General features: G+C 68.9%; 19 protein-coding genes. 10 read left to right on the plus strand and 9 right to left on the minus strand.

The features are described from left to right. Window positions 1-15 precede the first annotated feature (15 nt). From EV192_RS38655 to EV192_RS38675, 5 genes are all read left to right on the plus strand, one after another. A complete protein-coding gene (locus EV192_RS38655) occupies window positions 16-1,749 on the plus strand; it encodes an ABC transporter ATP-binding protein (protein ID WP_165960852.1) in 1,734 nt (577 codons plus the stop codon). A 77-nt stretch (window positions 1,750-1,826) separates the two neighbouring features. Beyond that, window positions 1,827-3,722, plus strand: coding sequence for an ABC transporter ATP-binding protein (locus tag EV192_RS38660; RefSeq protein ID WP_132123764.1), 1,896 nt, complete (start codon window positions 1,827-1,829; stop codon window positions 3,720-3,722). Between the two features lie 14 nt (window positions 3,723-3,736). Next, entirely contained in the window at window positions 3,737-4,477 is a 741-nt protein-coding gene (locus tag EV192_RS38665) for a dienelactone hydrolase family protein (RefSeq protein ID WP_132123597.1), read from the plus strand. 5 nt (window positions 4,478-4,482) lie between these two features. Then, a complete protein-coding gene (locus EV192_RS38670) occupies window positions 4,483-4,929 on the plus strand; it encodes a hypothetical protein (protein ID WP_132123598.1) in 447 nt (148 codons plus the stop codon). Window positions 4,930-4,950: 21 nt separating this feature from the next. Then, window positions 4,951-5,223: a DUF6295 family protein gene (locus EV192_RS38675; protein ID WP_132123599.1), complete on the plus strand. Its 273-nt coding sequence runs from the start codon at window positions 4,951-4,953 to the stop codon at window positions 5,221-5,223. Here the strand turns inward: EV192_RS38675 and EV192_RS38680 are convergent. After that, on the minus strand, window positions 5,209-6,084 hold the full coding sequence (locus EV192_RS38680; protein WP_132123600.1) for an NAD-dependent protein deacetylase: 876 nt from the start codon (window positions 6,082-6,084) through the stop codon (window positions 5,209-5,211). The genes EV192_RS38675 and EV192_RS38680 overlap by 15 nt on opposite strands. 192 nt (window positions 6,085-6,276) lie before the next feature. Here EV192_RS38680 and EV192_RS38685 point away from each other — a divergent pair, with 192 nt between their 5' ends. Beyond that, window positions 6,277-8,007: a glycosyl hydrolase family 18 protein gene (locus EV192_RS38685; RefSeq protein ID WP_132123601.1), complete on the plus strand. Its 1,731-nt coding sequence runs from the start codon at window positions 6,277-6,279 to the stop codon at window positions 8,005-8,007. A gap of 51 nt (window positions 8,008-8,058) precedes the next feature. Here the strand turns inward: EV192_RS38685 and EV192_RS38690 are convergent, their stop codons facing one another. Next, on the minus strand, window positions 8,059-9,219 hold the full coding sequence (locus tag EV192_RS38690) for a cytochrome P450 (protein ID WP_243727347.1): 1,161 nt from the start codon (window positions 9,217-9,219) through the stop codon (window positions 8,059-8,061). 55 nt (window positions 9,220-9,274) lie between these two features. Here EV192_RS38690 and EV192_RS38695 point away from each other — a divergent pair, with 55 nt between their 5' ends. Then, window positions 9,275-9,865 carry a TetR/AcrR family transcriptional regulator gene (locus tag EV192_RS38695; RefSeq protein ID WP_165960853.1) on the plus strand — a complete coding sequence of 197 codons (591 nt, stop codon included), beginning with the start codon at window positions 9,275-9,277 and terminating at the stop codon, window positions 9,863-9,865. 24 nt (window positions 9,866-9,889) lie between these two features. After that, a complete protein-coding gene (locus tag EV192_RS38700) occupies window positions 9,890-10,723 on the plus strand; it encodes a spermidine synthase (protein WP_132123603.1) in 834 nt (277 codons plus the stop codon). 7 nt (window positions 10,724-10,730) lie between these two features. Here EV192_RS38700 and EV192_RS38705 read toward each other — a convergent pair whose 3' ends face one another. The 3 genes from EV192_RS38705 to EV192_RS38715 form a co-directional block, all read right to left on the minus strand. Then, complete coding sequence (locus tag EV192_RS38705; RefSeq protein WP_132123604.1) at window positions 10,731-12,677, minus strand: DUF6541 family protein; 1,947 nt, start codon at window positions 12,675-12,677, stop codon at window positions 10,731-10,733. A gap of 132 nt (window positions 12,678-12,809) precedes the next feature. Further along, window positions 12,810-14,069, minus strand: a complete 1,260-nt coding sequence (locus tag EV192_RS38710; protein WP_132123605.1) for an extracellular solute-binding protein — start codon at window positions 14,067-14,069, stop codon at window positions 12,810-12,812. Between the two features lie 14 nt (window positions 14,070-14,083). Beyond that, the gene (locus EV192_RS38715) at window positions 14,084-15,928 is read right to left on the minus strand and encodes a vWA domain-containing protein (protein ID WP_132123606.1); all 1,845 of its coding nucleotides are present in this window, start codon (window positions 15,926-15,928) and stop codon (window positions 14,084-14,086) included. A gap of 215 nt (window positions 15,929-16,143) precedes the next feature. Here EV192_RS38715 and EV192_RS38720 point away from each other — a divergent pair, with 215 nt between their 5' ends. Continuing rightward, window positions 16,144-17,469 carry a ricin-type beta-trefoil lectin domain protein gene (locus tag EV192_RS38720; RefSeq protein ID WP_132123607.1) on the plus strand — a complete coding sequence of 442 codons (1,326 nt, stop codon included), beginning with the start codon at window positions 16,144-16,146 and terminating at the stop codon, window positions 17,467-17,469. Window positions 17,470-17,508: 39 nt separating this feature from the next. Here EV192_RS38720 and EV192_RS38725 read toward each other — a convergent pair whose 3' ends face one another. From EV192_RS38725 to EV192_RS38740, 4 genes are all read right to left on the minus strand, one after another. Beyond that, a complete protein-coding gene (locus EV192_RS38725; protein ID WP_243727348.1) occupies window positions 17,509-18,342 on the minus strand; it encodes an ABC transporter permease in 834 nt (277 codons plus the stop codon). Next, a complete protein-coding gene (locus EV192_RS38730; RefSeq protein ID WP_132123608.1) occupies window positions 18,339-19,232 on the minus strand; it encodes an ABC transporter ATP-binding protein in 894 nt (297 codons plus the stop codon). The genes EV192_RS38725 and EV192_RS38730 overlap by 4 nt, the downstream gene beginning before the upstream one ends. A gap of 93 nt (window positions 19,233-19,325) precedes the next feature. Further along, window positions 19,326-20,468, minus strand: a complete 1,143-nt coding sequence (locus EV192_RS38735) for a CaiB/BaiF CoA transferase family protein (RefSeq protein ID WP_132123609.1) — start codon at window positions 20,466-20,468, stop codon at window positions 19,326-19,328. Window positions 20,469-20,477: 9 nt separating this feature from the next. After that, the gene (locus EV192_RS38740; protein WP_132123610.1) at window positions 20,478-21,572 is read right to left on the minus strand and encodes a damage-control phosphatase ARMT1 family protein; all 1,095 of its coding nucleotides are present in this window, start codon (window positions 21,570-21,572) and stop codon (window positions 20,478-20,480) included. Between the two features lie 113 nt (window positions 21,573-21,685). On the opposite strand from EV192_RS38740, the gene EV192_RS38745 reads away from it, so the two are divergent. Continuing rightward, the gene (locus tag EV192_RS38745; RefSeq protein ID WP_132123611.1) at window positions 21,686-23,299 is read left to right on the plus strand and encodes a TIGR04141 family sporadically distributed protein; all 1,614 of its coding nucleotides are present in this window, start codon (window positions 21,686-21,688) and stop codon (window positions 23,297-23,299) included. The last annotated feature ends 21 nt before the right edge of the window (window positions 23,300-23,320 follow it).

Genomic DNA, 23,320 nt, shown 5'->3' on the forward strand with positions numbered 1-23,320 from the left:
AAGAGGCACAAACCGGTGCTTTTCCGACTAATCGGACGCTCGCTGCGACCGTACCGCGGGCCGATAGCCATCGTGGTGCTGCTGCAGTTGTTGCAGACGTTGGCCGCACTGTACCTGCCGACGTTGAACGCCGACATCATCGACTACGGCGTCGTGCCTGGTGACACGGGGTACATCATGCGGATCGGCGGGGTCATGCTCGCCGTCACGCTCGGCCAGATCGTGTGCGCCGCCGGCGCGGTGTACTTCTCCGCGCGCACGGCGTCGGCGCTCGGCCGCGACATCCGGGCCGGCGTCTTCGACAAGGTCCAGTCGTTCTCGGCCCGCGAGGTCGGCCAGTTCGGCACGCCGTCGCTGATCACGCGCACCACCAACGACGTCCAGCAGGTGCAGATGCTGGCGCTGATGACGTTCACCCTGATGGTGATGGCGCCGATCATGTGCGTCGGCGGGATCGTGCTGGCGCTGCGCCAGGACGCGAAGCTGTCGCTGCTGCTGGTGGTCATCGTGCCGGTGCTCGGGGTGCTGATCGCGCTGATCGTGAGCCGGATGCGGCCGTGGTTCCGGCAGATGCAGGACCGCATCGACGGCATCAACCGGATCCTGCGTGAGCAGATCTCCGGCATCCGCGTGATCCGCGCGTTCGTCCGTGACACGCACGAACGGGAACGGTTCAAGGACGCCAACGACGGCCTGCTGCAGACGTCGCTGCGGGTCGGCCGGCTGATGGCGCTGATGTTCCCCACCGTGATGCTGGTGATGAACGTGGCCAGCGTCGCGGTGCTGTGGTTCGGCGCGATCCGCATCGAGGACCAGCAGATGCAGATCGGCGCGCTCACCGCGTTCCTCAGCTACCTCATGCAGATCCTGATGTCGGTCATGATGACCACGTTCATGTTCATGATGCTGCCGCGCGCCGAGGTCTGCGCCGAGCGGATCATGGCGGTGCTGGACACCGAGCCGACCGTGGCCCCGCCGATCCAGCCGGTCGGGCTGCCCACCCGGCGCGGCGAGGTGACCCTCACCGACGTCGCGTTCTCGTACCCCGGCGCCGAGGAACCCGTGCTGTGCAACGTCAATCTGGCCGCCCGGCCAGGGCAGACCACGGCGATCATCGGCAGCACCGGCGCCGGCAAGACGACCCTGATCAACCTGGTGGCCCGGCTGTTCGACGTCACCGACGGCACGGTCCTGATCGACGGCGTGGACGTGCGCGACATCGACCCGAAGGACCTGGCCACGACCATCGGCCTGGTGCCGCAGAAGGCGTACCTGTTCAGCGGCACGGTCGCGACGAACCTGCGCTACGGCAACCAGGACGCGACCGACGAGGACCTGTGGCAGGCCCTGGAGATCGCGCAGGCCCGTGACTTCGTGGAGAAGATGCCGGAAGGCCTGAACACGCCGATCGCCCAGGGCGGCACCACGGTGTCCGGCGGCCAGCGCCAGCGGCTCGCGATCGCCCGCGCGATCGTGCACCGGCCGTCGGTCTACCTGTTCGACGACTGCTTCTCAGCGCTCGACCAGGCCACCGACGCCCGGCTGCGGGCCGCGCTCGCGGCCGAGACGTCGGACGCGGCGGTCGTCGTCGTGGCGCAACGCGTGAACACCATCCGGTACGCCGACCGCATCATCGTCCTCGACGAAGGCCGGGTCGTCGGCACCGGCACCCACCGCGAACTCATGGACTCCAACGAGACCTACCGGGAGATCGTCCTGTCCCAGCTGACCGAGCAGGAGGCGGCGTGAGCGCCCCGGGGGAACGCGCGACACCCGCCCGCCGGGCCGGCGCGGGTGGTGGCCCGGCGTTCGGCCCCGGCCGGATGATGGCCGGCGGCCAGGCCGAGAAGGCCCTGGACTTCAAGGGATCCAGCCTCCGGCTGCTGCGGCTGCTCCAGCCGCAGCGGCTGATGCTGGTGTCGTTGCTGGCGCTCGGCGTGATCAGCGTCGGGTTCTCGGTCGTCGGGCCGAAGGTGCTCGGCCAGGCCACCGACCTGATCTTCGCCGGCATCATCGGCCCGAACCTGCCGCCCCTGCCCAAGGACCAGATCGTGGCCGGCCTGCGGGCGCAGGGCGACAACGCCAAGGCGGACATGCTCGCCGCCATGGACGTCGTTCCCGGGCAGCACATCGACTTCACCGCGGTCGGGCACGTGCTGCTTGTCGCGCTCGGCCTGTTCCTGCTGAGCACGGTGTTCGCCGCCGTGCAGGGCCAGCTGACCACTGTCGTGGTGCAGCGCGCGGTGTTCCACCTCCGCGAACAGGTGGAGGAGAAGTTCGCGCGACTGCCGTTGCGGTACTTCGACAAGCAGCCGCGCGGCGAGGTGCTCAGCCGGGTCACCAACGACATCGACAACATCTCCCAGTCGCTGCAGCAGACCATGAGCCAGCTGCTCATCTCGTTGTTCTCGGTGCTGGGCGTGCTCGTGCTGATGTTCGTGATCTCGCCGCTGCTGGCGGTGATCGCGCTGGTGACCGTGCCGGTGATGGTGTACATCTCGGCCAAGATCGGCAAACGGGCCCAGCCGCAGTTCATCAAGCAGTGGTCCACCACCGGCCGGCTCAACGGCCACATCGAGGAGGTCTACACCGGACACGCGCTGGTGAAGACCTTCGGCCAGCAGGACGAGGCCGCGGCGACCTTCAAGAAGCACAACGACGGCCTGTACGAAGCCGGTTTCCGGGCGCAGTTCGTGTCCGGCCTGATCCAGCCGTCGATGATGTTCATCGGGAACCTCAACTACGTGCTGGTGGCCGTGGTCGGCGCGGTGCGGGTGGCGTCCGGCTCGCTGTCCCTCGGCGACCTGCAGGCGTTCATCCAGTACTCGCGGCAGTTCACCCAGCCGCTGACCCAGGTGGCCACGATGGCGAACCTGCTGCAGTCCGGGGTGGCGTCGGCGGAGCGGGTGTTCGCGTTGCTGGACGCCGAGGAGCAGTCACCGGACCCGGCGAACCCGGCCCAGCCGGAGGCGGTCCGTGGCCGGGTGGAGTTCCAGAACGTGTCGTTCCGGTACGTCGAGGACGCGCCGCTGATCGAGAACCTCACGCTGACCGTGGACCCGGGCCAGACCGTCGCCATCGTCGGGCCGACCGGCGCGGGCAAGACCACGCTGGTGAACCTGCTGATGCGGTTCTACGAGATCGACTCCGGCCGGATCACCCTGGACGGCGTGGACATCTCGACGATGAGCCGGGAGGGCCTGCGCGCCCGGACCGGCATGGTGCTGCAGGACGCGTGGCTGTTCGGCGGCACGATCGCGGACAACATCGCCTACGGCGCGAAGGACGCGACCCGGGAGAAGATCATCGAGGCGGCCAAGGCCACTCACGTGGACCACATCTGCCGGATCCTGCCGGACGGGTACGACACCGTGCTCGACGAGGACGGGTCGAACCTCAGCGCCGGTGAACGGCAGCTGATCACCGTGGCCCGCGCGTTCCTGGCCGAGCCGTCGATCCTGATCCTGGACGAGGCCACCAGTTCGGTGGACACCCGGACCGAGGTGCTGGTGCAGCGGGCGATGAACTCGTTGCGGCAGGGGCGGACCAGTTTCGTGATCGCGCACCGGCTGTCCACCATCCGCGACGCGGACGTCATCCTGGTGATGGAGAACGGCCGCATCGTCGAACAAGGCGACCACACCACCCTGCTGGCCGCCGACGGGGCCTACGCTCGGCTGTACAACACCCAGTTCGCCGCACCGGTGACGGAGTCGACTTAGGAGACCAAGCGGGGATGAGTGACGCGATCAGGGCCGAGACGGTCACCGTGACCGGCCACGGCGGGGACGAGATCGAGGCGTACCTGGCCCGTCCGCTCGACGGCGGCCCACGCGGCAGTGTCGTGGTGATCCACCACATGCCCGGCTACGACCCGGCCACGAAGGAGATGGTCCGGACCTTCGCGGCGAACGGGTACGCCGCGTTGTGCCCGAACCTGTACTCGCGGGAGGCCCCCGGCGCGAGCCCGGACGACGCGGCGGCGTTCGTGCGGTCGCAAGGGGGAGTGCCGGACGAGCGTCTCGTCGGTGACGTCGACGGCGCCGCCACGTACCTCAAGGCGTTGGAGGGATCGAACGGGAAGGTCGGCGTGATCGGCCACTGCTCCGGTGGCCGGCACGCGTTCCTGGCGGCCTGTTCGTTGCCGTTGGACGCCGCCGTGGACTGCTACGGCGCGTTCATCGTGGAGGACGGCCCGGACTGGGTGCCGAAGAGCATGAAGCCGATCCTGCACCTCGCGCCGCAGCTGTCGTGCCCGCTGCTGGGCCTGTTCGGCAAGGACGACCAGTACCCAGGCCCGGAGCAAGTGGCGAAGCTCGACGAGGAGCTGACCCGCCTGGGCAAGCCGCACGAGTTCCACAGCTACGACGGCGCCGCGCACGGGTTCTTCTCCGTGGACCGGCCGTCGTACCGGCCTGAGGCGGCGGTGGACGGCTGGACGAAGATCTGGGACTTCTTCGGCCGGACGCTGGGCTGACTGGAGTGTTGCTGAAGGTCGTCGGCGGGATCGCCGGGGTGGCTGTCGCCGTGGTCGCGTTCTCGCTGATCTCCAAAGGCTGCGCGAGTTATCTCGCGGACGAGGGCAAGACGGTCCAGGCGTACTTCCGGGCCGTCGGGTCGGGCGACACAGCGAAGGCGTGTGGGTTGTTGGCGGACGGCGCTGTGGCCAAGCTCCAGGAACAGCAACAGGCGCCCAGTTGCGAAGTCGCCGTCCGCTCGCTGTACACGGCGCTCAACCAGAACGAGCGGGACGCGCTCGTCAAGCAGGACATCTCGGTGAACGAGTCGAGGGCGACCACCCGGCGCAAGGAGATCACCATCGTCAGCAGCAACCCACTCGGGCTCTACGACTTCGCCCTCAAGGACCGGGACGGGCGCGAGGTGATCATCGACTGGGGGCTGGACGCGATGCAGATCTCCAGCACCTAGCGATCACAGGAGGATGGCGTTATGTGCACATACCTGACTGAGCAGATCGAGATCGAAGGCAGCGGCAAGGGCGCGACCGGCTGGTTCGGCCTGACCAACGCGCAGGTGTATGTCGACCACCCGGTGCACGCGCAGTACGGGCACACGGTCAACATCGACTTCCTCAACCCGGCGGGCGGCCCGTCGGCGCGGGTCGCGGTGGAGCTGACCGAAGAGGCCGCGCTGGCACTGGTGGACGCCATCAACGCGGCCATCGCCTCCGCGCCGCCGGGACTCGCGTCAGCGAACCAGTAGGGACAGCAGCGAAGTCAACGCCTGGCCGAGGGGAAGATCGACGCGTACGGTCGCGTACTCGTCCCCTCGGGTCCGGCCGCGGTTGACGATCAGCACGGGTTTGCCGTTCTTGGCCGCGTGCCGGACGAACCGCAGGCCGGACATGACCGTCAACGACGATCCCAGCACCAGCAACGCGTTGGCTTCGTCGACGAGGCGGTAGCACTGCTCGACCCGTGGCTTCGGCACGTTCTCGCCGAAGAACACCACGTCCGGTTTGAGCACCCCGGCGCACTCCGAGCAGTCGACCAGGGTGAACCGTCGGGCGGCCGCGTCGTCCAGGTCGACGTCGCCGTCCGGGTTCAGGGCCAGCGCGGTGCCGCCGAAGTCCGGGTTGGCCAGCCGCAGCCGCAGGTCCAGGTCCTCGCGCGGGCTGGTCTCCCGGCAGCCGAGGCAGATCACGCGGTCCAGGCTGCCGTGCAGGTCCACCACGTCCGGGGTGCCGGCGGCCTGGTGCAGCCCGTCGACGTTCTGCGTGATGACCCCGGAGAGGTATCCGTTCGCCCGCAGCGCGGCAACGGCGTGGTGGCCTTTGTTGGGCGCGGCCCGCGCGATCGTCCGCCAGCCGATGTGGCTGCGGGCCCAGTACCGCTGCCGGCCGGTCTCGCTGCTCACGAAGTCCTGGTACGTCATGGGCGCGTGCCGGCGCAGGGTGCCTTCGGCGCCGCGGTAGTCCGGGATGCCGGACTCGGTGGACAGGCCCGCGCCGCTGAGCACCACCACGTCGCCGTCCGCGAGGACCGCGGTGACCTCGGCCAGGCTCGTGGTGCTGGGCCGCGGTTCGCCGGTGGGCGCCCAGGTCAGCGTCGGTCTCGTCCGCACGCTCCCAGCTTACGTGCGAGCCGCGAACGGTAACGGGATGAACCCGGCATTCGGTGACGATTCGAGTACGTCGGGTGCGCCAATGACCGGACAAGGGTTGACATCCAAGGTGGTCTAGTCCAATTGTGAACTCGACACGTTGCCGGAGGCGCGCCGGCGACGGAACGTTCCATCCCCTGCCTTGGAGCGCGCATGCGGTTCACCAGAAGAGCCCTGTCGTTACTGACAGCTTTCACCACCACGGCCGGCCTAGCGGTCGCGGCCGCCCACACCGCGCAGGCCGCACCCCTGCCGACGCACGTGTTCGCGCCGTACTTCGAATCGTGGACCGGCGAGAGCCCGGCCACGGTGGCGCAACAGTCCGGGAACAAGTTCCTCACCATGGCGTTCATCCAGACCGCCAGCAAAGGATCCTGCACCGCGTTCTGGAACGGCGACTCGGGCATGCCGATCGCGCAGTCCACGTTCGGCAACGACATCAACACCATCCGGGCCAACGGCGGCGACGTGATCCCGTCGTTCGGCGGGTTCACCGCGGACAACACCGGCACCGAGATCGCCGACAGCTGCACCAACGTCAACTCGATCGCCGGGGTGTTCCAGAACCTGATCACCACCTACAACATCAGCCGGATCGACCTGGACATCGAGGACAACTCGCTGACCAACACGGCCGGCATCGACCGCCGCAACAAGGCGATCAAGATGACCGAGGACTGGGCCGCCGCCAACGGCCGGTCCATCCAGTTCTCCTACACGCTGCCCACGTCCACGTCCGGCCTCGTCGACAGCGGCCTCGCGGTGCTGCGCAACGCGGTCACCAACAACGCGCGGATCGACGTCGTCAACATCATGACGTTCGACTACTTCGACAACGCGTCGCACAACATGGCGTCGGACACCCAGACCGCCGGCAACGGCCTGGTCAGCCAGCTGGGCCAGCTGTTCCCGGGGCGCACCCAGGCGCAGCTGTGGGGAATGGTCGGCATCACCGAGATGATCGGCATCGACGACTTCGGCCCGGCCGAGACGTTCACCACCGACAACGCCCCCACGGTCTTCAACTGGGCCGTGTCCAAGGGCATCAACACGTTGTCGTTCTGGGCGTTGCAGCGGGACAACGGCAGCTGCCCCGGCACCAAGGGCGCGGACAACTGCTCCGGCGTCGCGCAGAGCACCTGGCAGTTCAGCCACGTGTTCGAACAGTTCACCGGCGGGAACCCGACCCCGGGCAACGACTTCTCGCTCTCGGTCAACCCCGGTTCGGCCGCGGTGAACCCGGGCGGCTCGACCTCGGCGACGGTGGCCACCGCGGTCACCTCCGGATCCGCCCAGTCGGTGGCCCTGACGGTCAGCGGCACGCCCACCGGCGTGAACGCGTCGGTCAGCCCTGGCAGTGTCACGGCCGGCGGCTCGGCCAGCCTGTCGATCTCGACGACGTCCGCGGCACCGCCCGGGATCTACGCGCTGAACATTCACGGAGCCGCCACTTCGGGCAGCCATGACACCACGTTCACGTTGACCATCAACGGGTCCACCCCGTCCGGCGGGATCGTCAACGCCGGATTCGAGAGCGGTGCTCTCGCTCCGTGGACCGCGACCGGCGACTCGGTCGTGTCCACCCCGGTGCACTCGGGGACGCGCGCGTTGCAGGTGAACGCGACCTCGTCGGCGACCGGTGAAGCGGACCAGACCGTGACACTGCAGCCGAACCACGCCTACACGCTGAAGGCGTGGGTGCAGGGCAACTTCGCGTTCATCGGCGTCAGCGGCGGGGCCAGCGGACAGACCTGGGTCTCGTCAGCCTCGTACACGCAGGCGTCGCTGGCGTTCACGACCGGCGCGTCCGGCACCGTGACGGTGTTCGTCCACGGCTGGTACGGCCAGGGAACCGTGTTCGCGGACGACTTCACCATTAGCTAGGGGCTACAAGTGGGCCTGGGCGTCGACATCGGGCGTCCAGGCCCACGCGTGTCACCACGTGACGGGCATCGACTCCAGCCCGAAGACGAAGGTGTACGAACGGAACGGGACGTCCTCGAACGGCACGGCCAGCCGCAGGTCGGGGAATCGCCGCAGCAGCGCGGGGAACGCGATCGTCATCTCCATCCGGGCCAGCGGCGCGCCGAGGCAGTGGTGGATGCCGTGGCCGAACGCCATGTGCGCGGAGATCTTCCGGCGGATGTCGAAGCTGTCCAGGTCCTCGCCGAACGCGGGGTCCCGGTTCGCCGCCGCCAGCGAGCAGATCACCACTTCGCCCGCGGCGATCCGCTGTCCGGACAGGACGACGTCCTCGCGAGCGGTCCGCGGCACGATCATGTGCACGATGGACAGGTAGCGCAGCAGTTCCTCGATCGCCTCGGCCACGTTCTCGCCGGTCCGGACCTCGGCCGCCTGCTCGGGGTGGCGCAGCAACAGCAGCGTGCCGAGGCCGAGCATGTTCGACGTGGTCTCGTGCCCGGCGATCAGCAGCAGGTCGGCCACGCCGGTCAGTTCGAAGTCGTCGATCTCGTCGCCGTGCTCCCGGATCAGCATGCCGATCATGTCGTCGCCCGGGTCCGCGCGCTGCCGTGCGACGAGCCCGGCCATGTACTCGCGGGCTTCGATCGTCGCCTGGGCGCGGTCGTCGGGCGTCAGGCTCATGTCGAGCCGTGTCCCGGTGAGGCGCTGGAACTGCTCGCGGTCCGCGTAGGGCACCCCGAGCAGCTCGCAGATCACCAGCGACGGGATCGGCAGCGCGAAGTCGGACACCAGGTCGGCCGGCGGTCCGGACCGGGCCATCGCGTCCAGGTGGTCGGTGACCAGGGCTTCGATCCGCGGCCGCAGCCGGTTCATCCGGCGGACGGTGAACTCCGGGGTGAGCATCCGCCGGAGCGTGGTGTGGTCCGGCGGGTCGTAGGTGAGCAGGAAGCCGTTGCGGGCCGGCAGGTCGGCGAACCGCGGGTTGCGCCGGCCGGGGGCGTTGCTGAACCGGGCGGTGTCGCTGAGCACCTCCCGGACGTCGTCGTACCGCGTGGCCAGCCAGCCGGTCAGCCCCCACGGGGTGCTCACCGGGGAGATCGGCTGTTCCAGCCGCAACCGGGCCAGTTCCGGTACCGGGTCGAACTTGTTCCGCTGGATATGGACGGGAAGCACAGGTGTCACGCTAGCACAAGTGAAAGTCCACTATCACTCTGTTACCCTGCTGCTGGTGACGAAGCCACGGCCCCTGCGGACCGACGCGGCGCGCAACGCCGAGTCGTTGGTCCTGGCCGCGTGGCGCGCGTTCGGCGAGTCCGGCTCGGACATCCCGCTGGAAGAGGTCGCCAAACGCGCCGGCGTCGGAGTCGCCACGCTCTACCGGCGGTTCCCCAGCAAGGAGGACCTGCTGCTGGCCGTCCTGGAATGGCGGTACGCCGAGGAGATCGAACCGGTGCTGCGGCTGGCGTCCGCCGACGAGGATCCCTGGCGCGCCATGGTCACCGCCCTGGAGGCGGCGTTCGAACTCGCCGTCAAGGCGCACCGGGTGATCCGGGCGGCCCGCGATCCCGGCGCGTTGGTGCACGGCCTCAAGACCAGGTACACCAACGGGATCGTCGCGCTCGTCCGCCGGGCCCAGGACGCCGGCGTGGTGCGGGACGACCTGACCGACGCGGACATCGAGGTGGCGGTGTTCATGTTGTTCAGCACCGTCCGGCTGGTGTCGGTGCCGAGCACGGTGTGGCGACGCGGCGTCGGCGTGCTGCTGGACGGCCTGCGTCCGGAGCGGGCCACCCCGCTCCCGCCCGTCGGGCCCGATTAGCCTTGTCGGCATAGGCTTGGGTCCATGGACCGTGAGTCGACCGGGCCGGGCCGGCGTGAGGTGCGGTTCGGCACGGCCGAGCTGATGCGGGACCTCGACCGGCCGAACGGGTGGCTGCTGAGCGTGGCCGGGGTGGCCCAGTCCTACGTCGACCTCGACGACCCCACATACCTGGACTTCGACTACGTCCGCCGGATCGGGGACATCATCGACGCATTGCCGGCGGGGCCGCTGCGGGCGCTGCACATCGGCGGCGGGGCGTGCACCCTGCCCCGGTACGTCGCCGCGACCCGGCCGGGCTCGCGGCAGCTCGTGTTCGACCTGGACGCGGAACTGATCGACTTCGTCCGCGCGCACCTCGACCTGCGGAGCGTGCCGGACACGCGGGTCCGGATCGCTGACGGCCGGGCCGGGGTGGCGAGCCGGCCCGGCAACTCGGCCGACCTGATCGTGCTGGACGCGTTCGAGCGCGCCGCGATGCCCAGCGGGCTGGTCACCGTGGAGTTCACCCGGGACGTGGCCAGGGTGCTGCGGCCACGTGGGACGTACGTGGTGAACGTGTCGGACGGCCCGGGTCTCCGGTTCGCCCGACACGTGGTGGCGACCGTGCTGTCGGTGTTCGACTCCGCGATCCTGCTGGCCGATCCCGGGGTGTTCCGCGGTCGCCGGTTCGGGAACCTCGTCCTGGCCGCGGGCGACCTGCCGGTGGCGGACCTGACCCGGCACGCGGCTTCGGGCGCGTTTCCCGCGCGTGTGTTGGCCGACGACGGCCTGCGTGCGTTCGCGGGCCGCGCGGCACCCATCACCGACGCGGCACCGATGGCCGCGCCGACACCTCCGGAAACAGCCTTCACCTGACTCCCGGTCAGACGTCCGGGCCGGGGGACAGGTCGACCCGGTAGAGCCGCAGGCCGTCGTTGGCCCACACCAAGTGCAGGGAACGCACCTGGTCCAGGCCGGTCATGCCGGGTGACCGGCCGATGGTCAGCCGCGCGCTGGTGCCGATCACCACGAACCGGGTGTGCTGGCGCTGCACCGCGTCGCGGACGGCCTGGTCGGTGTCGACCTGGTTCAGGTGGTCCAGCAGGAGTCGCACGTCGGCAGACATGTTGCCGCTGTAGTGGCTGAACGCGGGGCGGATCCCGGTCAACCCATACAGCCAGACCGTGCCGTCGCCGACGTCGTTGAGCACGACATCATGCGGACCGACCAAGCTGGGCAACGCCAACAACCCGTCGCGTTCGGCGTGCGACACGAATTCCTCGCCGTAGGAGAACTCGAAACGTTCCGCGTTGCGCTCCACGTAACCGCCCGTCTCGACCATGTACGCCACGAGCAGCACTGCGCCCGCCGCCGCCGACCACAGCACGGCCGGCCGGCTTGTCCAGCGTCGAACCGCCGGCGCGGCCAATCGCTGCGCGGCCGCCTGCAACGCCCATCCGACGGCGATCGACGCGACCAGTGGCAACACCCCCATCAGCCGGTAACGGTCGTTCCACCACGGCGAGGTGATCAACTTCGCCCAGGGGTACGGCACCGAGGCCGCCACGACGAACAGGACGACGAACACGCTGTGCGCGGCGATCAGCCAGCGCCAGCGCGGCTGTTTGAACGACAGGTAGCCGCCGACGATCGCCAAGCCCGCCAACAACCACTGCGGCCACCACTCGCGGTGCCCGAAGAACAGCGCCTCGCCGAACGCCTGCGCCGGCGTCATCTCCTTCGCCCATTGGAAGGCGGACACCTCCCCGGCGACACTCATCGCACCCAACACCGATGGCAACGCCACCACCAGCGTCGCCGCGCCGAGCGACGCCAGCCACAGCAGGTCGCGTCGCAACGCGGGCCACCCGGCCTGGAACAGCCGCTGTACAAGGAAACAGAGCAGGAACACGGCGATCACGAACGGCGCCGAGTTGTGCACCGCCACCATGCCGGCACCGGCCACCGCCACCAGCAGTCCGATCGAGAGGGTGGCCCGCGGCAGCCACCACACGACCAGCCCCACGTACCCGGCGACCAACGTCACCGCGGCCACGTACGGGTAGAGCTGGCCCCAGAACAGCAGATCGTACGGAAACGCGGTGAACGCCGTGCTCACCGCGGCGGCCGCGGCCGCCAGCCGGCTGCTGCCGCCGAGGCCGCGGACCAGCGCGACAACACCCAGTGGCAGGGCGAACGCCATCAGCACCAACACGTTCGCGTTCATCACCGCCGGCACCGACTGCCCGGTCAGCTCCCGCACCAGCGCCCCGAGGACGTGGAACGTGTTGGGGTAGTAGTAGTTCCCGGACTGGTTGGTCAGCCAGCCCAACGCGGCCGGACGCGGGTCACCGGAGTCGGCGATCGACCGGATCGCGTTGGCGTGGAAGGGCGCGTCGAAGATCTGCGGCAACGCCGAGATTCCGTGCATCCCCACCAGCACCACGGAGACGACGATCGTCGCCGCGAACACCACACCACCGGCCACCGCCCAGTTCCCGGCCCGGGACCACCCTGGCGTGGTCGCCGAATCCGCCGGTCTGGGCCGGAACCTGGCGCGCGCCGCCCAGGCGACCAGCAGCCAGCACCCGAACGCGAGTACCGCCGGCACCGGCCGCCACGGCACCCCCAGGATCGGCAGCACCGCCGCGTTCACGCTGGTCATGCCGAGCGTGACCGCCGGTGCCGTCGCCGCCAACAGCCAGCCCCGCAAACCAAGCAGCGCACCGAAAGCCAAGCCTGGCACCCACCAGACCGCGGCCGCGCACAGCACCAGCAGCACCGACCCGAGTGCCGGATGCGAGACGTGCGCCCATAATTCAGTTATCACGAACTCTCCCCCTGTTTACATCCCCCGACCCCACCATTGAAACGTTATGACGGGCGACGGCGCGCGAGGTTGCCGTCGTTCGTCCCATTGATACCTACGCTCGACAACCGGCTGGGGTTGCCTGCCAACTGGCTACTGGCCGCGCAGTGCGGCGGTCAGCCGGGTCGACGCGTCCGAAGGGACGCGGCCGTCGCCGTCCAGCGTCTCCTTGATGATCTCGCGGAACGCCTGGGCGAAACGTACGTAGTGCGGGCTGACCGGCCGCGGGCGGGCGTCACGGATCGCGTCCAGCAACGCGGTGGCGTACGGGTAACGCTTCTTGACCTCGGCGTCCAGATAGACGATGTCGCGGGTGGCCGCGAACCCGCCGCGTTCGAACAGGATCTGCTGGCTGCGGGGACTGGTGAGGAACTCGATCAACGCCTTGGCGGCCTTGGGTTTCGTGCTCTTGCTGGCCACCGCGAGGTTCTGGCCGCCGAGCACACTCGGGCCGGGCAGCTTGACCACCTTGAAGAACGACGGGACAGCCGAGTCGTCCGACGCCATCTGCTGTAGATGGCGGTAGGCGACCGGCCAGTTGCGCATGAACAGCGTCTTGCCGGCGCCGAACGCCTCCATGCTGCTGGTCTCGTCCTCCCCGCGGGACTCGGGCAGGACGACCCTGGGATCGGTGCCGTGCAGGCCCTCCGCCAGCCGGCGCAGCCCGGTCTGGGTTTCCGGGGTGTCGATCCGGACGTTCCCGTCCTTGTCCACCAGTTCGCCGTTCGCCGCCCAGATCGCCTCAAGGGCGTTGACGACCAGGCCCTCGTAGTCGGAGAGCTGGGCGGTGTAGCCGGCCCGCAACCGGGGATCGTGCGCGCCGGCGAACACCTCCTGCGTCTGGTGGACGATGTCGTTCCAGTCCCGCGGCGCCTTTCCCGGGTCGCGGTAGTACATCAGGCCGGCATCGGTGTTGAACGGCAGGCCCCACAGCTTCCCGTCGTAGGCGCAGGTGGCCAACGGGCCGGCCAGGAAACCGCTGGTGTCCACATCAGACAGTGGGGTGAGGTAGCCGGCGTCGGCGAACTCCGCGGTCCACACCACGTCCAGGTTGTAGACGTCCGCCTGGCCGGTTGGCGACTGGGCGCGGGCCACGATCTCGCTGTACTGGTCGTCCGCGCCGAGCGGCAGCTCCACGATCGTCGCCTTGTTCGCCGGGTGCAGCTGGTTCCACTGGTTCACCAGCTCCTGGCGCTGGCCGCCGTCGCTCTGGTCCTTGCCCGACAGCAGCACCAGTTCGCCGGGCTCCAAACCGTTGTCCGGCGTGAACGACGGCACGAGCAGGAACGCGACCAACGCCATCACGGCCGCGCCGGCCACCGCGCCCAGCCCGAACACCAGCCGCCTGTCCACCCCAGTCCTCCTCCTCACACCCCGCGCAGCAGTTCGGCCAGGTCCGTGCGTAACGTGTCCACGCCGCCCTGCCGGCAACTCCCGCCGGTCCTGCTCGTCACGTCCACCAGTGCCTGCGTGGCGCAACTCGCCTCACCGAACGCGAGCACCACCACCCGGACACCGCTCCGCGTGACCTGGTCCAAGCTCACCTCGTCGACGTTGTTCGTGCCGTCGGTGAGCACCGCGAGCACGCCTCCGGGTCCGACCTCCTGCGCACCGGCCACGATCGCCCGGTACAGCGGTGTGTTCCCGAGCGGTTTCGTCTCTTGCAGACCGGGCAGATCCACCCGGTGGATGCCGACCTTGGCCGAGAACACCATCAGGGACGTGTCCCGCTGGCTGGTGACGTATGTCCGGACGGCGTCGACCGCCGCGGTGAAGCGGCTGCCGCCGCCGACGGGTGCGTTCATCGAACCCGACGCGTCCACGGTGATCAGGACCTGGCTCGGCTGGGTCACCTTCTTCAGGATCGCCTGCACTTCGTCGTGCACGGCCACCGGTGGGTTGTCCCGCGGCACGTTCAGCTGCGGCCCGCCGGGGATCACGCCGTTCGCCTCGACCAGCGGCGCCGCCACGCTCATCCCGGGCGGGCGCAAACCCGCCGCCACCAACGCTTTCCGGCCGTCCGGCCCGGTCAGCCACTCGCCGAACCGGGTCGCGGCCGCGTGCTGCTCCTCGGTGGCCGGGTCCTCCTGCCAGGTCAACTGGACGACCGGCAGGTCCAGCCGGTGGGTGTCGGTCGGGTAGAAGGCGAGCAGGCACGTGGGCGGGCCGTTCGGGGTGCCGCACCCCGGGCCGTCGCCGTGGATGGCCGCGTTGAACCGGGCCAACTGCTGCTCGGACAGCACGATCGGTTGCTGCTTGCCGTCCTTTTCCTTCTGCAGCAGAGCGGAGACATCCGCGTCCGTCGGATAGCTGTTGGCGGTGAAGGTCTGGCGCACCCACTGCTCGACCGTCCGCGCGTAGGACGGGTCCTGGCGCAGGTTCACCCCTTTGTTCTCGCTCGTGTAGATCGCGACCGTGCTGAAGTCGCCGACCGTGGAGACCGCGGGGGAGGGGCGGATCAGGCCCAGTCCCTTGTCCCGCAGGCCACGGATCAGCGTCGTCCACGTCTGGCCCTGCCAGGCCGGGTCGTTCTGTCGGATCCCGACGGACGCCGGGACGCCCAGCACGATCGGGGTGGTCGCGATCGAGGCGCCGCCCGCCATGTCCGGGCCGAAGCCGGTCGCGGCCTCGCGCACCCGGACCTCGTCGACCTGGAAGCGTGACTCGGGCAGCCAGACGTCCGGCCGCGGGCCCTGGTCGCGCAGGTACTCCGCGCTCCACGCGGCGATCAGCCCGTCCCGTGCCTTCGCCACGGGTGGGGCGAACACGTGCAGCTCGGCGGTCCGGCAGCCGGCCTTCTGGGTGGCGTCGAACCGTTCGAACCGGCTGGCCAGGCCCTGGTAGGTGGTCAGCAGCTCGGGCGCGGTCATCACCCGCACCTCCACCGGGTGCGGGCAGCCGAAGAGGAGCACGTCGGCCTTGGCCAGCAGCGGCCGGGACACCCACCAGACCCCACCGGTCAGCGTGACCACGAGCACCACCAGCAGGATCGGCTTCCACGGCACCCGGCGGATACCCGAGCTGGCATGCACCAGGATCTTGGCCAGCCCCTCGGTGACCGCCAACGCGCTGATCAGGATGCAGACGATGAGCAACACCCAGGCCCACAGATGGGGTGACGGCGGGTTGGTCAGCGCGACCACCCCCACGGCCGCCGCGAACGCGAGCACGGACGCCACCGCTCTCGCCGGTCGCGGAATCTGACCGCTCATCGTCGAAAGGTCACCTCCCCAAGAGCCAACCTAGGTGACGCACAGCCGCTACGTGCGCACTTCCCGGGGCTGTCACCCGGGGGGACTAGTGGTCCGAACCATTGACAGCCGGGTGCCGGGGCGCGTATCACTTTCTTCACAGTCAGGATTAAGTCGGTAATTTTCCTGGCCCGGTCGTGCCCCTGCACCTCACGATGGCCACTCCAGGAGAACCTATGCGTATTTCCAGGCTCGCGGCGGCGGCGCTACCGGTGCTCGCCGCGCTCGTCGGACTGCCCCCGTACACCGCCGCGGCGGCCGGCGGCGCCTTCCCAGCCCACTATGCCGCCCCTTACCTGCAGATCAGCGACGGCACCGCCGGCGACATGGCCGCCGACATGAACGCGACCGGGCTGAAGTTCTACACGTTGGCGTTCTTCACGCCGCAGTCCGGCTGCACGCCGATCTGGGAGGCCAACGGCACCGGCGTCGGCTCGTTCAAGTCCCAGATCAGCGCCCTGCAGGCGGCCGGCGGCAACGTGATCCCGTCGTTCGGCGGCGCCGCCGGCGGCGAACTCGCCCAGACCTGCACGAACACGGCGAGCCTGACGGCGGCGTACGCGAACGTCGTCAACACGTACGGCACGAACCGGCTCGACTTCGACATCGAGGGCGGCGTGCTCGGCGACACCGCGGCGACCGCGCGACGCAACTCGGCGCTGGCCACGTTGCAGGCGCAGAACCCCGCGGTCCAGGTCGACTACACCCTCCCGGTCGACCCGGGCGGTCTCCCGTCGGCCGAGCTGAACCTGTTGCGGGACGCCAAGAACAAGGGCGTCCGGGTCAGTGTCGTCAACATCATGACGATGGACTTCGGTGACGGCCAGAACGCGCTCAACGACGCCTTGTCGGCCGCGCGCGGCACGGCCGGCCAGTTGGCGAGCCTGTACGGCGTCTCGACGTCCGCCGCGTACGGCATGCTGGGCCTGACCCCGATCGCCGGCCAGAACGACGACAACGAGTTCTTCTCCCAGGCCGACGCCCAGACCCTGGAGAACTTCGCCGCCAGCAACGGCGTGGCGGAACTGGCGTTCTGGGAGGTGCACGATTTCGACCGCAACGTCGGATGGGCGTACTCGCGGATCTTCAACGCCATCACCGGCGGCGGTCCGCCGCCACCTGGCGGGCACCAGATCACCGGCATCGGCGGCAAGTGCGTCGACGTGGCCGGCGCGAACACCGCGAACGGCACGAAGATCCAGATCTTCACGTGCAACGGCACCGGCGCGCAACAGTGGACCGTCTCCGGCGGGACCCTGCAGGCCCTGGGCAAGTGCATGGACGTGGCCGGCGCGGGCACGGCGAACGGCACCAAGGTGCAGCTGTGGGACTGCAACGGCACGGGTGCCCAGCAGTGGACCCGCAACGGGCCGAACGAGTTCGTGAACCCGAACTCCGGCAAGTGCCTGGACGCGACCGGGCAGAGTTCCGCGGACGGCACGGCATTGCAGATCTGGAGCTGCGCCGGCACGGCCAACCAGCAGTGGGTGGTCACGACGTAGTGGGTGGTGGGGCGCCGCCGCGACGCCCCACCCTCTGTCCTACATGGTCCGTTGCATGGCTTTCGCGCGGCTGGCGGCCACGGTCGAGCCGGACTCCCGCCGGGCCATCCGGCGCAGCAGCATCGGCGCGAACACGAACCCGACGACCGCCCACAGGCCAAGCACCCCAACGGTTTCCAGGTGCCGCCACGACTCGCCGATCTCCACCGCCGAGAGGCTGTCCGGCAGCAGCGCCGAGCGTAGGCCCAGACCCAGCCAGTACAGCGGGAACACCTGGGCGATCCACTGTAGCCACTCCGGCAACGCGGTGATCGGGTAGAACACCCCGGACACCGCCAGCAGGAGGAACACGACCAGGCTCATGAACCCCATGGCCTGCGCGTTCTTGAAGACCGCCCCGAGGATCGCGCCGATCGGCAGGACGGCCACGAGCCCGAGGACGAGCACCCACAACAACGTGACGACGTCCAGCCGCAAACCGTCGAACACCAAGGAGACAACGGCGAGCGGCAGGATGGCGCCCACGACCGTCACGGCTGCCCGGCTGGTGACCTTGCCGACGAGATAGCCGAGCGTCCCGTTCGGGATCGCCTTGGCGCGCAGGAGCGTGCCGTCCTCACGTTCCATGGTGAGGATGATGCCGAGCCCCAACAGGCCGTTGAACATGAAGTTCATCGCGAGGATGCCCGGGATCGACTGGGTGCCGAGCGAGAACGTGGTCCCCGGCACGGTGTTCTCCCTCAGGAAGAACATCACGACCAACGCGATCACCGGGAAGAACATGGAGTTCCAGAGCTCGGTGGGATTGGTCATGCTCTGCCGGAACTCGATCCGCCCTCGCCGCAACCCGGCCCGCACCGGAACCGTGTTCACGCCTGCTCCTCGAAGTCGCGGACCATGGCCAGGTAGACGTCTTCCAGCTTGGGCCGGTGCACCTCCAGGTCGCCGATGGCCTCGCCGTACCGCTCGAACAGCTCACGGACGAACGTGGTCGCGTCCTCCACGGACTCCACATAGGACTCGCCGGCCTTGCTGAACCGGACCTCGGCCTTGCTGGACACCTGGCCGGCCAGTTCGGCCGCGGTGCCGTCGGCGACGATGTCCCCACCCACCAGGATGAGGATCCGGTCGGCCAGCTTCTCCGCCTCGGCCAGGTCGTGCGTGGTGAGCAGGACGGTGGTGTCCAGCCGGCGCAGCAGGGCATGGAAGTCCTGCCGGACCTGGGGGTCGAAGCCGACCGTCGGCTCGTCCAGGAACAGCAGGTCCGGCCGGCCGACCAGGCCGATGGCCACGTCCAGCCGCCGCCGCTGCCCGCCGGACAGCTTGGCGACCGTGGTGTCGGCCTGCTCGGTCAACCCGACGAGGGCGATGAGTTCGTCGGCGTCGTACGGGGTGCTGTACGGGGCGTAGAAGCCGCTGAAGTGGTCCAGCAGCTCACGGACCCGCCACCTGCCGTGGTCCCGCCAGGACTGCAGGACCACGCCGATCCGGGCGCGCCACGCCTCGTCACCGGAGTCCGGGTCGGCGCCGAGCACCTGGACGTCGCCGGCCGATCGTTTCCGGAATCCCTCCAGGATCTCGATGGTGGTGGTCTTGCCGGCGCCGTTCGGGCCGAGCAGGACCAGCACCTCGCCCTGGTTCACCCGGATGTCGATCCCGTTGAGCACGTCCTTGGAGCCGTACCGCATCCGCAGGCCACTGGTTTCGACGACCGCTTGCCGTTGACTGACTGGTGGTTTCTTCTGTTTCGTACCGACATCCATGCCTTCAAGTGTCTCATTGAAATTGCGGTTGAGACTTTACTCGGCATTCGGACGTAGATAACGGGTGAACCTTAAACAGGACGTGAACACGGCCTAGTCCCGCCGCAGCCAGGCCCGGATCTCGTCGCCGTGTTCGTCCAGCCGCGGCGGCGCGAACGAGTAGCGGGCGGGCGTCTCGGCCAGGGTGATCGGGTTGCGGATGCCGCGGTAGCCGTCGATCTCGACGACCGGGTCGAGGCCGAGGCTTTCGGCGAGTTCCACACCGCCACGGATGTCGTTGATGGGTCCACACGGGACGCCGACGGCGGACAGGACGCCGAACCAGTCCTGCGCGGACCTGCCCGCCAGTCCTTTGAGCAACAACGGCCGCAGCGCGTCACGATTGTCGTTGCGGGCCAGCACGGTGGTGAAGCGCGGGTCGTCCGCGAGTTCGGGCGTGCCGATGGCCTCGGCGAACTTCCGGAACTGCCTGTCGTTGCCGATCGCGATGATCAGCTCGCCGTCGCCGGTGGCCATCGGCTCGTACGGGTACAGGCTCAGGTGCGCGTTGCCCATCCGTTGCGGGACAACGCCTCCAGCCACGTACGCGGACGTCTGGTTGGCCAACGCGGACAGTGCGCTCGACATCAGGTCGATCTCGACCAGTTGCCCCTCCCCGGTCGTCGTCCGGTGGTGCAACGCGGCGAGAATGCCGATGGCGGCGTGCAACCCGGCCATCACGTCCATCACGGCGACCCCCGCCCGGTACGGTTCGCCGTCCGGGGCGCCGGTCAGGCTCATCAACCCGGACACCGCTTGGATGAGCAGGTCGTACCCGGGCAGGTGGGCGCCGCCGCCGGACCCGAACCCGCTGATCTCGCAGTAGATCGTCGCCGGGTTGAGGGCGCGCACGGCCTGGTAGTCCAGGCCGAACCGGACCAGCCCGCCGGGTTTGAAGTTGTGGATGAACACGTCCGCGCGAGCCGCCAGGGCGTGTGCCACTTCGGCGTCGGCGGGATCGGCGAAGTCCAGCGCGATCGACCGCTTGTTCCGGTTGGCGGACAGGTAGTACGTGCCGACACCGGCCGCGGTGACCGGCGGCATCCACTGCCGCGTGTCGTCGCCCGCCGGGCTCTCCACCTTGATCACGTCCGCGCCCAGGTCCGCGAGCAACATCGTGCAGTACGGGCCGGCCAACACCCGCGAGAAGTCGGCGACCGTGACACCAGACAACGGGCCAGTGGAGGCGTGGTCCATGATCCGACCCTACAGCGCGGCCGACACCATGGCGTGCTTCCCGCTGACCCGCCACCCAGCCGGCAGTTCGCTCAACCGTTCGGGGCGTACCCCCAGCACGACCTCGGACTTGACGATCCGCAACACCGTCACCGGTCCCGGAAAGTAGCTGACAGCCTGCCGGAACTCACTCGTCGGCTGCCACGCGCGGTCGCCCACCAGCCGACGGTAGTTGAGGTCACCCTTGACCACGGTCAACCCCTCGGCCAGGCCCGCGGCGAGATCGCCCGGCATGTCCACAAAGGACAAAGGAGCGCAGTGGAACGGATGGGTGCGGATCGTCAGCCGGCCGGCCGCGGCGGCCTCGTGCAACCGGTCGCCGCAGCCGCCGGGAAGGCCGCGCAGCCGACGCATACAGTCGTGCACATCGGTGCAGGTCGCGTCTGACACGAAGTACGGATGGGGCTTCACGTGCAGGACGACCGCACGCGCCAGGCCGCTGGTGAGGAGATGGTCTGTCAGCACCAGATCGGCGAGCAGTTCCCGACCGGCGTTGTCCAGGACCACATTCACCCGGCTGGGTGCGTTGTCCGCCAGCCAGGTTTCCACGGCCTGGGTGTCGTCCACCACCAGGTGCTGGTGGATCGGGTCGGTGCCGGCGGTGAGGAGCCGGAACCCGAGATCAGCCTGGTTGCCGTACAGGGAGGCGGTGACGGCGGTGTCCAACGAGATGTCCTTGGCCAGCCACTGGTACTCGTCCGCCAGTGCCGGGTCGGTGAGTTCGGCAGTCTTGAAAGGAGCGAACGGGTCCACGCCTGTGGTGAAGTAGTCGACCGCGTCGAGCAGTCGGCGGTAGAAGTAGCTCTCCGCCCACAGAAAAGGCGCCTTCGCCCAAGGGGTGCCGAAATGGCCGCGGTCCCAGTCCTGCCATAGTGGATCGGCCAGCGGGGCGATCACGCCTTCGAGCGACTCGGCCAGCAGGCCGGTCAACGCGGCCCGTTGGGCTGGACTGTACGGGTGGGCGTCGAGGAGCCTGCGGATGAGCGCCGGGTGGCGGTGGTGGAAGACCTGCCAGGGGAACGTGTCCGGCTCGTCGATCAGGTACACCGGTGGCAGGGCTGACATGGCACCCACCCTACTCCGCGCGGATGACATACCAACTACCCGAGGTGTTCACCCCACCGCCATCTACCTGCGGTTATACTGGAGATCACGGTGTTGAAGCCGAGGAGAGAACCATGACTCCGCGCTCACTGTGCCACGCCACCTCCTTGTATCGCATGGCAGGTGGCCGTGACCTCACCTCCTACCTTGTCCCCACCGACTTCGACTCCGACACCGATGTGCGGCTCGACACGGTTGCGTGCCGGCTGGTGTCCGGGTCGCTGCGGTCTGACCGTCCCAAGTGGGCGGAGCACGTCACGTCGTTGACTGGCGAGCCCGCCGACCTTCCTGGTGTTCACCCGTTCGCGGTTTTGTTGGTACCGCTGGATTCCTGGACGTACGCGCTCACGTGGGGCGCTGGCCACCTGCTGCTTGAGGACGAGCTCGTCGAGCAGGGGTTCGGGCTGTTGTTCGGGATCCGGCGGCTGAATGAGGAACGTCTTGGGTTGGTTGCCAGTGCCGCACTTGACGCGACCGCGCGCACCACTCAGACGTCCTATCCGGGCGGCAGTGACCTTTCTGGCTTCCGGCTGGAGCCGTATGGCGAACTTGTCACCCGGATGGCGGGGTCGGCCGACCTCAGTGGCCTGACGTACGGCAAGCCGTACCGGATCAAAGTGGGCGATGCTTTGTGGGCGCCGTTCGCGCGGGACCCGAAGGCGTTGCTCGATGATCTGCGGGCCGTCGGTGCCGTGGTCGACCAGCCGGATGAGCACTCCGCGCTGAGGTTTGTGGCGCAGGTCCGCAAGTTGGCGCCGTACGACCCTGCGTTGCCGGAGTTGAACCAGCGGCTGGGGGAAGCGTTGGGCGGGGACGAACGGCATGGGCCGTTGGGGCTCGCTTGGCCGAGTGAGATGGTGCACGAGGCCGAGCAGGCGACCGAGTTCACGCTTCGGACGCCCGTGGACACCGTTGTGGTGGACGGGCCGATCGAGCTGGTGGACCTCACCGACCACTTCGCCGGCATCCCGTCCGGCGACCGGATGGACGTCCTTCGCAGGGCTCGGGTCACCGCGAGCGCGGACGACGCGGAACGGTCCAGTACGGCCGTCAAGTGGATCGCCTTCGAGACCACGGTCGGCCACACCCGGTTCTGCTTCCTGCAGGGCAAGTGGTTCAAGATCGGCGAGAACTACGTCGACCAGATCCACGAGCAGGTGGCCCGGCTGCTCACCCGGCGGGCGAACCTGAGGTTCCCGACCTGGGTGCCGACCCGCCAGCCGGACGACGAGCACCAGTTCTGCCGGCAGGTCGCCGGCCAGCCCGGATATCTGTGCCTGGACAAGGACTTCGCGAGCACGCCGCTGCATCCGCGGTTCGAGCTCTGCGACGTTCTGGGACCGGACAACGAGCTGGTGCACGTGAAATGGCTCGGCCGGGCGCAGGCCGCCAGCCACCTGTTCATCCAGGCGCAGGTGTCCGCGGACGCGTTGCGAGACGAGCCGGAGGCGATGCTGCAGCTGGTCGGCAAGATCCGTGACCTGGACCCGGAACGGGTGTTGGCCGCGCCGCCGGACACGGTCGTGCTCGCGGCGGCCGGGCGGGCGTGGCGGGTGGACAGCTTGTTCACGTTGTCGCAGATCGCGTTGCTGCGTCTGGACAGGACGTTGCGAGGTCAGCGGATGACGCTCAAGTTCGCCGACGTTCCCTATGTCCCCAAGCGCAAGTCACGCGAACGGGCCGCCTGAAGGAGAACATCCCCCGCCGGT

The sequence above is a fragment of the Actinocrispum wychmicini genome, from assembly GCF_004345645.1.
GTDB lineage: Bacteria > Actinomycetota > Actinomycetes > Mycobacteriales > Pseudonocardiaceae > Kibdelosporangium > Kibdelosporangium wychmicini.

Bases quoted from the DNA above. Each gene is read 5' to 3' on its own strand.
- EV192_RS38700 (WP_132123603.1), top strand. From the start codon at position 9,890: ATGGACCGTGAGTCGACCGGGCCGGGCCGGCGTGAGGTGCGGTTCGGC.
- EV192_RS38735 (WP_132123609.1), bottom strand. From the start codon at position 20,468: ATGGACCACGCCTCCACTGGCCCGTTGTCTGGTGTCACGGTCGCCGAC.
- EV192_RS38665 (WP_132123597.1), top strand. From the start codon at position 3,737: ATGAGTGACGCGATCAGGGCCGAGACGGTCACCGTGACCGGCCACGGC.
- EV192_RS38660 (WP_132123764.1), top strand. From the start codon at position 1,827: ATGGCCGGCGGCCAGGCCGAGAAGGCCCTGGACTTCAAGGGATCCAGC.
- EV192_RS38675 (WP_132123599.1), top strand. From the start codon at position 4,951: ATGTGCACATACCTGACTGAGCAGATCGAGATCGAAGGCAGCGGCAAG.
- EV192_RS38685 (WP_132123601.1), top strand. From the start codon at position 6,277: ATGCGGTTCACCAGAAGAGCCCTGTCGTTACTGACAGCTTTCACCACC.
- EV192_RS38720 (WP_132123607.1), top strand. From the start codon at position 16,144: ATGCGTATTTCCAGGCTCGCGGCGGCGGCGCTACCGGTGCTCGCCGCG.
- EV192_RS38745 (WP_132123611.1), top strand. From the start codon at position 21,686: ATGACTCCGCGCTCACTGTGCCACGCCACCTCCTTGTATCGCATGGCA.
- EV192_RS38740 (WP_132123610.1), bottom strand. From the start codon at position 21,572: ATGTCAGCCCTGCCACCGGTGTACCTGATCGACGAGCCGGACACGTTC.
- EV192_RS38715 (WP_132123606.1), bottom strand. From the start codon at position 15,928: ATGAGCGGTCAGATTCCGCGACCGGCGAGAGCGGTGGCGTCCGTGCTC.
- EV192_RS38730 (WP_132123608.1), bottom strand. From the start codon at position 19,232: ATGGATGTCGGTACGAAACAGAAGAAACCACCAGTCAGTCAACGGCAA.